Below are 12,716 nucleotides of genomic sequence, written 5' to 3'. Positions count from 1 at the left end.
TGGACCTGAGCGCCGGACATTGTGTTTACATGCGGGTGATGCTTGCGGTTCGAGCGTCCCGCGCGTGGCGATTGCCGCGCGTGCCGACCGTGCGCTGCACCGAAGTGGGCGGCGTCCCCCGCCGGGTTTCCGGTGCCGACCGTGTCAGAAAGGGCCCTCTTGACCACGCGACCCGAGACGAAGGCAGCGCTCTCGCGGCTGCGCACCGAGATCGAAGACCGCAACCCGGCGCAGCCGGAGTTCCACCAGGCCGTCCGCGAGGTCCTCGAGACGTTGGCGCCGGTCATCGCGGCTCATCCCGAGTACGCCGAAGCCAGCCTGATCGAGCGGCTGTGTGAGCCGGAGCGGCAGATCGTGTTCCGGGTGCCGTGGCAGGACGACCGCGGCCGCGTACGGGTCAACCGCGGCTTCCGGGTGGAGTTCAACAGCGCGCTCGGACCGTACAAGGGCGGCCTGCGCTTCCACCCGTCGGTGAACCTCGGCGTCATCAAGTTCCTCGGCTTCGAGCAGATCTTCAAGAACGCGCTGACGGGCCTCGGCATCGGCGGCGGCAAGGGCGGCAGCGACTTCGATCCGCGCGGCCGCAGCGACGCGGAAGTCATGCGGTTCTGCCAGTCGTTCATGACGGAGTTGTACCGGCACATCGGCGAGCACACGGATGTGCCAGCCGGTGACATCGGCGTCGGCGGCCGGGAGATCGGCTACCTCTTCGGGCAGTACCGGCGCATCACCAACCGCTGGGAGGCGGGCGTCCTCACCGGCAAGGGCCGGAACTGGGGCGGCTCCCTCATTCGCCCGGAGGCGACGGGATACGGCAACGTGCTGTTCACGGCGGCGATGCTGCGTGAGCGCGGCGAGGACCTCGAGGGCCGGACAGCGGTCGTGTCCGGCTCCGGAAACGTCGCCATCCACACCATCGAGAAGCTCGCCGCACTGGGCGCCAACGCCGTGACCTGTTCGGATTCCTCGGGTTACGTGATCGACGACAAGGGCATCGACCTCGATCTCCTCAAGCAGGTCAAGGAGGTGGAGCGCGCCCGGGTCGACACCTACGCCGAGCGCCGAGGTGCCTCCGCCCGCTTCGTGCCGGGCGGACGGGTCTGGGAGGTGCCGGCCGACATCGCGCTGCCGTCGGCCACGCAGAACGAGTTGGACGCCGACGACGCGGCCGCTCTGATCCGCAACGGCGTGAAGGCGGTCTCCGAGGGCGCCAACATGCCGACGACGCCCGAGGCCGTGCGCCTCTTCCAGCAGGCGGGCGTCTCCTTCGGCCCCGGCAAGGCGGCCAACGCGGGCGGCGTGGCGGTCAGCGCGCTGGAGATGGCGCAGAACCACGCCCGTACGTCGTGGTCGGCGGAGCGTGTCGAGGAGGAACTGACGCACATCATGAACGACATCCACCGCACGTGCCACGAGACCGCCGAGCGCTACGGCGCTCCCGCGAACTACGTGACGGGCGCGAACATCGCCGGCTTCGAGCGAGTGGCGGACGCGATGTCCGCGCAGGGGGTCATCTGACGTCAGTCGACATCTGACGTCGGTCGACCCGGTGATCCTGGGGCCGAGGACGCAAGCATACGGCTCGATGTAAGGTGGCAAGACAGCCCTTGACCTGCAAGAACGCAGGCAGGGAGCCTACCTTTCGGGAGCATTGTCATGTTGCGAACGATGTTCAAGTCCAAGATTCACCGCGCCACGGTGACCCAGGCCGACCTGCACTACGTCGGGTCCGTCACCATCGACGCGGACCTTCTCGACGCCGCCGACCTGCTGCCCGGCGAGCTCGTGCACATCGTCGACGTCACGAACGGTGCGCGGCTGGAGACGTACACCATCGAGGGCGAGCGGGGGAGCGGTGTCATCGGGATCAACGGTGCGGCCGCGCATCTCGTCCACCCCGGCGACAAGGTGATCATCATCAGCTACGCGCAGGTCGAGGACGCCGAGGCGCGGGCGCTGCGGCCGCGGGTCGTCCATGTCGACGAGGGCAATCGCGTGGTCGCCCTCGGGGACGATCCGGCGGAGGCGGTGCCGGGGGACACGGAGATGGTGCGGAATCCGCAGAGTCGCCGAATTGCTGTCTGATGGGTGCCTCTGGTGTGTCTGGTGCACGGGGCCTCTCAAGTGTTCTAGGGGTTCTGCATACCTCTCCCGTGCACGTTCCCGTCTTCGACGGTCTTCGTGACGCTGAGCATCCGGGGCTCGAACTGCACCACCACGTGGAGGAGGAGCTCCTGGCGCGGGCCCGGCGGGAAGGACCGGACGCCGTCGTCCCCGCGGTGCGCGCCGCCCTCGTGCGGGTCACCGGGGGGAGTGGTGGGGGCGGGGTCGGTGCCGTGCTCTGTACGTGTTCCACCATCGGTGGCGTGGCCGAGGACCTCGGGGGTGACCTGGGGGTTCCGGTCGTACGGGTCGACCGGCCCATGGCCGCCGCGGCCGTCGCCGCTGGCTCCCGGGTCGTCGTCCTCGCCACGGTCGCGTCCACCGTGGGGCCGACCTCCGTCCTCGTCGAGGAAGAGGCGCGGCGGGTCCGGCGGGATGTATCCGTACGGGCCGTGGTGATCGACGAGGCGTGGGACCGGTTCGAGGCGGGGGATGCCGACGGGTATGCCGAGGCCGTCGCCCGGGCGGTGCGCGACGTGCGGGACGCCGACGCGATCGTGTTGGCGCAGGCCTCCATGGCGGGGGCGGAGGCGCTCGTCGCGGACGTGCGGGTGCGCGTGCCGGTGCTGTCCAGTCCTCGGCCCGGTCTCGCGGCTGCTGCCGCGCTGGTCGCGGGGAGGGGGCGGGAGTAGGGGGACGGTGGCACGAGTGCGGGTCCCGCCTGCGGGTGTCCGTCGCGGGCAGGGCGTCCGGAACCGTGGAAGGCTTGGACGCGGGGCCGTCGGGTACGCGGGGAGGAACCGCTGGCGTACCACTGCTGGAGGAGTGCAATGACTCAACCGTTCCCCGATCCCGCGCCGACTCCGGGGCCGGTCAGGCCCTTCCCGGACCCTGACCCCGTACCGCCGCCGGAGCCGGAGAGGCCCTTCCCGGACCCGGATCCCGTACCGCGCCCGGAGCCGCGGCCCAGCCCGGATCCGCCGCCTCCGTCTCCGATTCCCCAGCCGGGACCCGACCCGGCCCCCGAGCCGCAGCCCGGGCCGATGCGCTGAGGCTGCTGCCGGCGTAGGGGCGTAGGGGCGTAATCAGTAGAAGGGGGCGTGGGTCGGCTGGTCCGCGTCCCCTTTCCGTCCTGCCCAGGCTCTGATTCGGTTCCGCCCCGACTCTGCCCCGCCTCCTCGTGCCCGAGTTGCACCGTCAGTGCGCGTGAGGCCGGGTGGGGCCGGCTGTGCGGGAGTACGTGGGCCTCGGGCAGCGCGCCCTCGTGGGTGCGCGGCGGGCGGGCGGTGTGTGCTGGACCAGGTGTGGGCGGGCGCGCGGCACTGAGGCGAAGGCGGGGGTGTCGTCGGCGAGGCGGCGTATGACCGCTTCGGACACGACGCGACCGCGTGCGGCATGCCGCCCGACGTACACCCGCCGGACTCCCTGTCGGCCGTGCGGGCACTGTCATAGCGTGGCCCCCCAGACCCGCTCAGCCCTACGCTGCCCGGCCCTGCGTCACCCTGCGTCTTCACGGCCAAGCGCAGCTGCCCCGCCTCAGTCGACCCCGACCCCGGCCCCGACCCCGGAATCCAGCTCCCCCCACCCCAAAAGGAGTCGCCCGTGCCCCAGTTCGACCTTCCCCTCGACGAACTCCGCCGATATCGGCCCGACTTGCCCGAGCCCGATGACTTCGACACCTTCTGGGAGAAGACGTTGCTGGAGGCGCGGCAGTACGGGCTCGACGCCCGGTTCGACGTCGTGGAGTCGCCGTTGACCGGGGTGCGGATCTTCGACGTCACCTACGCCGGGTTCGGGGGGCACCCCGTCAAGGGATGGCTGGTCCTGCCCGCCGGGGCCGAGGGAGGCGACCCGCTTCCCGTGGTCGTCGAGTACATCGGGTACGGAGGAGGACGCGGGCTGCCCCATATGCATCTGCTGTGGGCCTCGGCCGGGTTCGCGCACTTCGTGATGGACACGCGCGGACAGGGCAGCGGCGGGTGGGCGCAGGGCGATACCCCCGACCCCGTGGGGAGCGGGCCCGCGCACCCCGGGTTCATGACCCGCGGCATCGAGGACCCGCACGACTACTACTACCGGCGCCTGTACGTCGACGCCGTACGCGCCGTCGAGGCCGCCCGGTCCCACCCGCTCGTGGACGAGACGCGCGTCGCCGTGCTCGGCGTCAGCCAGGGCGGCGGACTCGCCCTCGCCGTCGGCGGGCTCGTGCCCGACCTCGCCGCCGTCACGCCCGACGTGCCCTTCCTCTGCGACTTCCCGCGCGCGACCACCCTCACGGACCGCCTCCCGTACAGCGAGATCGGCGCCTATCTGAAGGCCCGCCGGGGCGGCCAGGAGCAGGTGTTCCAGACCCTGTCGTACTTCGACGGCGTCCACTTCGCCGCCCGCGGGCGCGCCCCCGCCCTCTTCTCCGCGGCCCTCCAGGACATGACCTGCCCGCCCTCGACGGTGTTCGCGGCCTTCAACGCGTACGCGGGAAGGGAACGTTCCATGGAGGTGTACGCCTTCAACGATCACGAGGGCGGCGGCCCCTACCAGCAAGGTGTCCAACTTGAGTGGCTGCAGCAGTACTTGAGGGCGTGAGACGCTCAACCCCGCCCCCTCCCCGCGCTCTTGTCACGGAATCACCGACCCGCTAGCTTGCGGGCTTGTCGTGTGACCGCAGTGCGGCGCACTCGTGCGCAATCCGTGATGACGTGTGTCCGAGGGGGCTCCAATGGCCGTACGCGGCCGGCACCGCCGGTATCAGCCGAACCGCATCAACCGCGCGTCGCTGACCGTCACGGCGGGCAGCGCGGGCATGGCACTCCCGCTGACCGTCGCCGGCACCGCGGGAGCGGCCGACGTCGACACGTGGAACAAGGTCGCGGCCTGCGAGTCCGGCAACAACTGGAGCATCAACACCGGCAACGGCTACTTCGGCGGCCTCCAGTTCAAGCAGTCCACCTGGGAGGCGTACGGCGGCACGGCCTACGCCTCGCGCGCCGACCGTGCCTCGAAGGACCAGCAGATCGCCGTCGCCGAGAAGGTGCTCGGCGCGCAGGGGCCCGGCGCCTGGCCGGTCTGCTCGGCGAAGGCCGGACTCACCCGCGGCGGCGGCTCGCCGGACGTCACGCCCGCCCGCGGCCCCGGCAAGGCCGCGAGCAAGCCCGAGCGGCCCAAGCGCGACGTCAAGGACGTCAAGCCCGAGGTGACCCCGCAGTCCGCCGCGGGCACCGCCGAGATGTACACCGTCGTCCGCGGGGACACGCTCTCCGGCATCGCCGACGACCGGCGGGTCCGGGGCGGCTGGCAGCAGCTGTACGACACCAATCGGCGTGTCATCGGCGACGACCCCGACCTGATCACGCCGGGGCAGCGGCTTTCCGTCCACGGAGGCCGTGGGGGCCAGGGAGGCCACGGGCGGACCGCCGGCGGGCAGAAGCAGACGACGCCCGAGCGGAAGGCCACCGAGACGCGCGCAGCCGAGAAGCGCGCCGCCGAGAGGCGGGCAGCCGAGCAACGCGCGGCCGAGAAGGCCGCCGCCGCCAAGAAACGCGAGCACCAGCGCGTGCAGCAGAAGCGGCCCCAGACCTCCGCCCCGCAGGCGAAGAACGCCGCTCCCCGCGCCTCCTCCGGCGCCTCCGCCCCCGTCGCCGCCTCGCCCAGCACGCCCTACCGCGCGGCGGGCGGGTCCTGGTCCAAGGGCTACCACACGGGCGTCGACTTCCCCGTGCCCACCGGCACGTCCGTCAAGGCCGTCGCCGCCGGCCGCGTCGTCTCGGCGGGCTGGGGCGGCAGCTACGGCTACCAGGTGGTCATCCGGCACGCCGACGGCAAGTACAGCCAGTACGGACACCTGTCGGCGCTCTCGGTGAAGGCGGGGCAGCAGGTCGGCGCCGGGCAGCGGATAGCCCGGTCCGGGTCCACCGGGAACAGCACGGGCCCGCATCTGCACTTCGAGGTGCGGACGGGGCCCGGCTTCGGTTCCGACGTGGACCCGCTCGCCTACCTGCGGGCTCGCGGCGTGCGCATCTGAGGGACGACGAAGCCTCAGCGCGCTTCGAGAACACTCACCTGCACGTCAGGACTGCACGTCAGGACACCATGCGCTCGTGCCGCCCCGGGTGGTGCCGCGGCCGCGTCCTGCGGTGCGCCACCACCGGCTGCTGAGAGGGCACCGCGGGCAGCCCGCCGCCCGGTGCGGAACGCGGCTCTGACTCCTTCCGCGACGGCTCCTCCTCCGCTGAGGAGGCACCCGCCGAGGTGCCCGCCGCTTCGGCGGCGGGCGAAGGGCCGCCCTGCGCCACCGTCACCGTCGACGTCTCCCGGGCGATCCGCTCCGTCGTGAGGAGGATCAGGCCGCACGCGGCCACGACCCCGCTGCCGAGCGCCAGAACCGTGCCCGTGGCGCCGTGCCGGAAGGATTCTCCGAACAGGGTCAGACCGACCGCCGCCGCGACGACCGGGTTCACCACGGTCACCGTCGACAGCGGCGCGGCAAGGCCCGCGCCGCGGTACGACGCCTGCGAGAGCAGCACGCCTGCCGCCGCGAGCACGGCGATCACGGCGAGGCTCGGCAGCTGCTCGACCACCGCGACGTTCTGGTCCAGGTCGACCGCCACCGTCTTCGTGAAGACGGACGCGATGCCGAACGCGCCGCCCGCCGCGCAGGCGAGCAGCACGCTGCGCATCACCGGATGCCGGTGCGCCGCGTGCGCCGCCACCATCAGGCCGAGCACACCGCCGCCCGTGACCAGGGCGAGCACGACGCGCTCCGGGTCGGCCAGGGTCTGGGAGTCGGACGACGAGGTGAGCGAGAGGAGCCCGGCGAGTCCCACCGTCGCCATGAGCGCGCCCCGCCAGGCGGTGGCCCCGGCCCTGCGGCGTACGAACACGGCGGCCATGGGCAGCGCGAAGACGATGGTCAGCGCGCCCAGCGGCTGGACCACGCTCAGCGGGCCGTAGGCCAGCGCCACCACGTGCAGGAGGGCGCCGAGGCCGTTGAGGGCGATCGCGACCCACCAGGCTCCGCGGCGCAGCGGTGCGTACCGCTGCCCGGGGGTCGTTGCCGCCACGCGCTCCTGCAGGATCGCCCCGCCGGCGTACGCGACGGCTGAGACGAGGGAGAGCAGCACGGACAGTGCCAAAGCACTCATGAGGTGCTCCGCGGGGTGCGGTGCGTCCGGTGAACCCGGTCTGGCGAACGGTCTGCTTCCATGATGACAACGATGACGCCGGAACGCCTCTACGTCGTCGTACTTGAGCAGGCAATCCGTCCTACTGCCGATGGAGTACGACCTTGCCGATGTCCTCCCCCGGAGGGGTTACTCCTCGTCGGCGGAGAGTGACCGAAGGGGGACCCCAGGGTCGGACGGCGGGGCGGGCTTGCTGTACTTCTTTCGTGACCACCCTCATCGACCTGGCAGAACTCGGCTCCGTCGGCGGATTCTTCGCCCTGCGCGAAGGATCGCCGCCCGGCGGGGCACGACCGCTCGTGGATGTGTACGCGGAGAGGCCCGCGGCACCGGAATCCGGCGATCCGATCGGTTTCCGCGTCCGCAAGGTGGCGGGCCGGCTCGGCGCCCCCGAAGACCGCATCGCGGTGTCCGTGGCCCAGCTGGGGCTCGCCGCCCGGCTCTGGTCGGTGGCGCTGGGCTCCGCCGCGCTCCACGGGCGGGTGCCGGACCTCGACCCCGCGCTGCTGCACTGGGACGCGGACGGCACCTCGCCCGACGACCTGTGGCTGACCGACGTACGCCCGCTGCGGGGCGACGCCGCGACCGTGCGGGACGTCGTGCAGCACGGCCATCTGGAGCCGCTGTCCGCCGCGTTGCGCGCCCGGTACCGGATCTCCGCCGGACTGTTGTGGGGCAACGCGGGCTCCGCGCTCGCGGGGGCGGCGCGCGAACTGCACGGCTGGGCCCGGCGGTCGGGGCGCCCGGAGGTCGGGGAGCGGGCGCTGGCGTTGGCCGATGACCTCTTCGACCATCCCGACCTGCGCGGCACCGGCACCCTGCGGGGCACCGCCTTCCGGCGCCGCAGCTGCTGCCTCTACTACCGGTGCCCCAGCGGCGGGCTGTGCGGGGACTGCTGCTTCGAACGGCCGCCGCAGCGGTCTTCCCCCGGGGCCGCGTCTGGGTGACCATGAGGTTGCGCGGCCGGCATCGGGCGGACGACGGAGGGTTCTACGTGAAGGTGGGGCTGCTCACCCGGGAGTATCCACCGGACGTCTACGGCGGGGCGGGCGTCCATGTCGAGTTCCTCGCACGGGAGTTGCGCTCCCTCACCGACCTCGACGTGCACTGTTGGGGGGAGGGTGCATCCAACGGGCTGATGCGGCACCAGGCGTGGCCCGCGCTCGACGGCGCGAACGACGCGCTGCGCACCTTCTCCGTCGACCTTTCCATGGCGGCATCGCTGGCCGGGCGTGAACTGCTCCACTCCCACACCTGGTACGCGAGCCTCGCAGGACACGTCGGCAAGCTGCTGCACGACGTCCCGCACGTGATGACCTCGCACTCCCTGGAGCCGCTGCGCCCCTGGAAGGCCGAGCAGTTGGGCGGCGGATACGCCCTGTCCAGCTGGGCGGAGCGCACCGCGGCCGAGGCCGCCGACGCCGTCATCGCGGTGTCCGGCGCGATGCGCGAGGACATCCTCGCCTGCTATCCGGCGATCGATCCGGCCAAGGTCCACCTCGTGCACAACGGCATCGACGCCGAGCTCTACCGGCCCGATCCCGGCACCGACGTCCTGGAACGCCTCGGCATCGACCTCGACCGGCCCTACGTCCTGTTCGTCGGCCGCATCACCCGGCAGAAGGGCGTTCCCCACCTGCTGCGCGCGGCGAAGGAGTTGGACCGGGACGTGCAGCTCGTGCTGTGCGCCGGAGCCCCGGACACCCCCGAGATCGACCGCGAGTTCCGCACGCTCTTCGAGGAGCTGAGCCGGAACCGGGCCGGCGTCCAGTGGATCCCCGAGATGCTGCCGCGCCCGCAGATCATCCAACTCCTCACACACGCGGCGGTGTTCGTCTGCCCTTCGGTGTACGAGCCGTTGGGCATCGTCAACCTGGAGGCGATGGCGTGCGGCACCGCCGTCGTCGCCTCACGGGTCGGCGGCATCCCGGAAGTCGTGAGCGACGGCACGACGGGGCTGCTCGTGCCCTACCGGGAGAGCGAACCCGCCGACTTCGAGCACGACCTCGGGCTGCTCATGAACCGCCTCGCCACCGACCCGGAGCGGTCCGGCGCGATGGGCAGGGCCGGGCGCCACCGCGTGCTCAGGGAGTTCGGCTGGGACGTGGTCGCCCGGCGCACGGTCGAGGTGTACGAGGAGATCCTGCACGCCGACAGATAGCCGGATACGCCCGACAAGTAGGGGGCACGCATGCGCGGTGGACCTTCGGTGCTCGGAATCGTGCTCGCCGGCGGGGAGGGGAAGCGGCTCATGCCGCTCACCGCCGACCGGGCCAAACCAGCGGTCACGTTCGGCGGCACCTACCGCCTCGTCGACTTCGTGCTCTCCAACCTCGTCAACGGGGACATCCTGCGCATCTGCGTCCTGACGCAGTACAAGTCGCATTCGCTCGACCGGCACGTGTCGACGACCTGGCGCATGTCGAGCCTGCTCGGCAACTACGTGACCCCGGTGCCCGCGCAGCAGCGCCTGGGCCCCCGCTGGTTCTCCGGGAGCGCCGACGCCATCCTGCAGTCCCTCAACCTCGTCCACGACGAACAGCCCGACTACATAGCGGTGTTCGGGGCCGATCACGTCTACCGCATGGACCCGCGCCACATGCTGAAGCAGCACATCGAGAACGGCGCCGCCGTGACCGTCGCGGGGATCAGGGTGCCGCGCGCCGACGCGTCGTCGTTCGGCATCATCACGCCCGCGCGGGACGGCACGAAGGTGGCACGGTTCCTGGAGAAGCCCACCGACCCGCCCGGCTTACCCGGCTCCCCGAACGAGGTCTACGCCTCCATGGGCAACTACCTGTTCACCACCAAGACGCTCGTCGACGCCCTCCAGCAGGACGCCGAGGACGAGCACTCGGCGCACGACATGGGCGGCTCGATCCTGCCGCTGCTCACCGAGCGCGGCATGGCGCAGGTGTACGACTTCGACGGCAACCACGTCCCCGGCGAGACCCCGCGCGACCACGGCTACTGGCGCGATGTCGGCACCCTCGACTCGTACTACGAAGCCCACATGGACCTGATCTCCGACCACCCCGTCTTCAACCTGGACAACCGCCGCTGGCCCATCTACACCCACTCCGACGGCCTGCCGCCCGCCAAGTTCTGCGCGGGCGGCATCGCGGGCGAGTCCATCGTCAGCCCCGGCTGCGTCATCCGCGGCCAGGTCACCCGCTCCGTCCTCTCGCCCGGTGTGACCGTCGAGGAGGGCGCGGTCGTCCAGGGCTCCGTGCTGCACGACAACGTGCGGATCGGGCGCGGCGCGGTCGTGCGGGGCGCCGTCCTCGACAAGAACGTCGACGTGCCGCCGGGCGCGACGATCGGCGTCAACCCGGACCGCGACGAGGAGCTGTACACGGTGTCCAAGGGCGGCGTGATCGCCCTGGGCAAGGGCCAGATCGTACCGATGTGAACCGCGGGTCCACGCTCACAGCACCCGGCGCCTGCGCCCCAGCCACGTCTGCGCGATCACCACGACCGCCAGGAAGGCGCCGCTGACCACCTGCTGGTAGGCCGAGTCGAGCGAACCGATCTGGTTGATGACGTTCTGGATGACCTTGAGGAGCAGCACGCCCACCAGCGAGCCGCTGATGAACCCGAAGCCGCCGGTGAGCAGCGTGCCGCCGATGACGACCGCGGAGATCGCCTCCAGCTCCATGCCGGAGCCGAGGATCGTCACCCCGGAGACCAGCCACGCCGCGTTGAGGGCTCCCGCGAGCCCCGCGCAGAGCCCCGACACCGTGTACACGGCGATCTTCGTACGGGCCACGGGGGCGCCCATCAGCGCCGCCGCGTCCTCGTTCCCGCCGACCGCGTACACGTACTGGCCGAACCGGGTGCGACGCAGCACGACCGCGCCCGCCACGAACAGCGCGACCGTGATCCACACCGGGGCGCCGACGCCGAGCACCTTGCCCTGCCCGAGCGTCGCGAAGAAGGAGTCCTTGTCGACGAGGTACGTCTTCGAACCCTCGTCCGTGACCGACAGGAGGATGCCGCGGGCCGCCAGCATCGCCGCGAGCGTCACGATGAACGGCGCGAGCCGCGCACGGGCGATCAGCAGGCCGTTGACGAGACCGATCAGGCCGCAGACCGCGAGGGGCAGGAGCAGCGCGACGGCCGTCCCGTACTGCGAGCCCCAGGCGGCGAGCACACCGCCGAGGGCGAACAGCGAGCCGACCGACAGGTCGATGCCGCCGGTGACGATGACGAACGTCATGCCGAGCGCGACCACCGCGAGGAACGCGGAGGACACCGCCATGTTCTCCATATTGTCGGCCGTCATGAACGTGTCGAAGCCGACCGACGCCGCCACCACCGCGACGATCAGGGTGACGAGCGCGCCGTGCTGCTGCGCCAGGGCGCTCAGCCGCTCCGAGCGGGAGGGGCCCGCGACCTGTTCCTGCTGGGCGGTGTGGTCCACGGGGTCCGCCGGACTCTTCGTGTCGATGGTCATCGCTTGCCCCTCTCGCGTGCCGCGTAGACCGCGAGGACGATCACCACGGCCTGGGCGATCTGCGTCCACGACGGCGGCAGGTCGTGCTTGATGAGCGTGGCCGTGAGCAGCTGGATGAGGACCGCGCCGGCCACGGTGCCGCCGATGCGGACGCGTCCGCCGCTCAGCGGGGTGCCGCCGACCACCACCGCGGTGATCGCGGAGAGTTCCATCAGGTTGCCGAGCGACGTCGGGTCGCTCGCGCTCAGGCGCGCGGTCGCGAGGACCCCGGCGAGCGCGGCGAGGGCGCCGCAGACGACGTACACGACGATGAGGACGCGGCGTACGGGCAGGCCCGCGAGGAGCGCGGCGGGGCGGCTGTCGCCGATGGCGAGGAGCTGCCGGCCGAACGTGGTGCGCCGCACCACGAAGGCGACCAGCAGGGCCAGGGCCGTCGCGATGAGCACCAGGTACGGGACGCCGAGCAGGTCACCCGAGCCGAGCGACGCCATCGTCGGGTCTCGCACGTTCTTGAGCTGGGGGAGGAGGACCAGGGCGAGGCCGCGGCCCGCGACCATCAGGGCGAGCGTCGCCACGATGGGCTGCACCCCGATGAACGCGATGAGCGACCCGTTGGCGAGGCCCACCACCATGCCGCCGAGCAGCGCGACGACGAGGGCGACCCACATCCCGTACCCGAGGTAGAGCGAGACGAGGGAGGTGGAGAGCGCCATCACCGAGCCGACGGAGAGGTCGACGCCCTCGCTGCCGATGGCCAGGGCCATGCCGAGCGCCACGACCAGGACGGGGGCGACCTGGACGGCCTGGGTCCGGAAGTTCTCGCCGGACAGGAAGTGCGGGGTGAAGGCGATGTTGACGAGGAGGAGGACGGCGACGCCCAGATAGACGCCGTAGTTCTGGAGGAGGCGCAGGAGGCGGTCGCGGTCGGCGGCCGGGCGGCCGAGGGCGAGATCGGTCATGGGGAGCTCCGTGGGTGCGGG

General features: G+C 71.8%; 11 protein-coding genes. 8 read left to right on the top strand and 3 right to left on the bottom strand.

Annotated features, from left to right (window positions below):
• Positions 1-159 precede the first annotated feature (159 nt).
• From gdhA to DEJ48_RS03945, 5 genes are all read left to right on the top strand, one after another.
• Positions 160-1,518 (top strand): NADP-specific glutamate dehydrogenase, encoded by a 1,359-nt coding sequence (gdhA, locus tag DEJ48_RS03965; protein WP_190537195.1) that lies wholly within the window; start codon positions 160-162, stop codon positions 1,516-1,518.
• 138 nt (positions 1,519-1,656) lie between these two features.
• A complete protein-coding gene (gene panD / locus DEJ48_RS03960; RefSeq protein WP_150214500.1) occupies positions 1,657-2,085 on the top strand; it encodes an aspartate 1-decarboxylase in 429 nt (142 codons plus the stop codon).
• Complete coding sequence (locus DEJ48_RS03955; protein ID WP_150214498.1) at positions 2,085-2,795, top strand: aspartate/glutamate racemase family protein; 711 nt, start codon at positions 2,085-2,087, stop codon at positions 2,793-2,795. Before panD ends, DEJ48_RS03955 begins: the two co-directional genes overlap by 1 nt.
• Positions 2,796-3,705: 910 nt before the next feature.
• A complete protein-coding gene (locus DEJ48_RS03950; RefSeq protein ID WP_150214496.1) occupies positions 3,706-4,686 on the top strand; it encodes an acetylxylan esterase in 981 nt (326 codons plus the stop codon).
• Between the two features lie 133 nt (positions 4,687-4,819).
• The gene (locus DEJ48_RS03945) at positions 4,820-6,121 is read left to right on the top strand and encodes a transglycosylase family protein (RefSeq protein ID WP_150214494.1); all 1,302 of its coding nucleotides are present in this window, start codon (positions 4,820-4,822) and stop codon (positions 6,119-6,121) included.
• 58 nt (positions 6,122-6,179) lie between these two features.
• Here DEJ48_RS03945 and DEJ48_RS03940 read toward each other — a convergent pair whose 3' ends face one another.
• Entirely contained in the window at positions 6,180-7,241 is a 1,062-nt protein-coding gene (locus DEJ48_RS03940; RefSeq protein ID WP_150214492.1) for a DMT family transporter, read from the bottom strand.
• Positions 7,242-7,486: 245 nt separating this feature from the next.
• On the opposite strand from DEJ48_RS03940, the gene DEJ48_RS03935 reads away from it, so the two are divergent.
• Genes DEJ48_RS03935 through glgC form a run of 3 tightly spaced genes read left to right on the top strand, consistent with a single transcriptional unit; the run spans position 7,487 to position 10,692 of the window.
• Positions 7,487-8,227, top strand: a complete 741-nt coding sequence (locus DEJ48_RS03935) for an IucA/IucC family C-terminal-domain containing protein (protein ID WP_223831880.1) — start codon at positions 7,487-7,489, stop codon at positions 8,225-8,227.
• Between the two features lie 47 nt (positions 8,228-8,274).
• Positions 8,275-9,441: a glycogen synthase gene (gene glgA / locus DEJ48_RS03930; RefSeq protein ID WP_150214488.1), complete on the top strand. Its 1,167-nt coding sequence runs from the start codon at positions 8,275-8,277 to the stop codon at positions 9,439-9,441.
• Between the two features lie 30 nt (positions 9,442-9,471).
• Positions 9,472-10,692, top strand: coding sequence for a glucose-1-phosphate adenylyltransferase (gene glgC, locus DEJ48_RS03925; protein ID WP_150214486.1), 1,221 nt, complete (start codon positions 9,472-9,474; stop codon positions 10,690-10,692).
• 15 nt (positions 10,693-10,707) lie between these two features.
• On the opposite strand, the gene DEJ48_RS03920 is transcribed toward glgC, so the two are convergent.
• Together DEJ48_RS03920 and DEJ48_RS03915 are read right to left on the bottom strand one after the other, a co-directional pair.
• Positions 10,708-11,736 carry an ABC transporter permease gene (locus DEJ48_RS03920; RefSeq protein ID WP_190537193.1) on the bottom strand — a complete coding sequence of 343 codons (1,029 nt, stop codon included), beginning with the start codon at positions 11,734-11,736 and terminating at the stop codon, positions 10,708-10,710.
• Positions 11,733-12,695 (bottom strand): ABC transporter permease, encoded by a 963-nt coding sequence (locus DEJ48_RS03915; RefSeq protein ID WP_150214484.1) that lies wholly within the window; start codon positions 12,693-12,695, stop codon positions 11,733-11,735. Before DEJ48_RS03915 ends, DEJ48_RS03920 begins: the two co-directional genes overlap by 4 nt.
• Positions 12,696-12,716 lie beyond the last annotated feature (21 nt).

The organism is Streptomyces venezuelae (assembly GCF_008642315.1).
In the GTDB taxonomy this organism is placed as follows: domain Bacteria; phylum Actinomycetota; class Actinomycetes; order Streptomycetales; family Streptomycetaceae; genus Streptomyces; species Streptomyces venezuelae_D.
Note: the sequence above shows the minus strand (reverse complement) of the source record. Positions and strands in the feature narration are given on the sequence as shown.

Bases quoted from the DNA above. Each gene is read 5' to 3' on its own strand.
- DEJ48_RS03955 (WP_150214498.1), top strand. From the start codon at position 2,085: ATGGGTGCCTCTGGTGTGTCTGGTGCACGGGGCCTCTCAAGTGTTCTA.
- DEJ48_RS03915 (WP_150214484.1), bottom strand. From the start codon at position 12,695: ATGACCGATCTCGCCCTCGGCCGCCCGGCCGCCGACCGCGACCGCCTC.
- panD (WP_150214500.1), top strand. From the start codon at position 1,657: ATGTTGCGAACGATGTTCAAGTCCAAGATTCACCGCGCCACGGTGACC.
- DEJ48_RS03920 (WP_190537193.1), bottom strand. From the start codon at position 11,736: ATGACCATCGACACGAAGAGTCCGGCGGACCCCGTGGACCACACCGCC.
- DEJ48_RS03940 (WP_150214492.1), bottom strand. From the start codon at position 7,241: ATGAGTGCTTTGGCACTGTCCGTGCTGCTCTCCCTCGTCTCAGCCGTC.
- glgC (WP_150214486.1), top strand. From the start codon at position 9,472: ATGCGCGGTGGACCTTCGGTGCTCGGAATCGTGCTCGCCGGCGGGGAG.
- DEJ48_RS03945 (WP_150214494.1), top strand. From the start codon at position 4,820: ATGGCCGTACGCGGCCGGCACCGCCGGTATCAGCCGAACCGCATCAAC.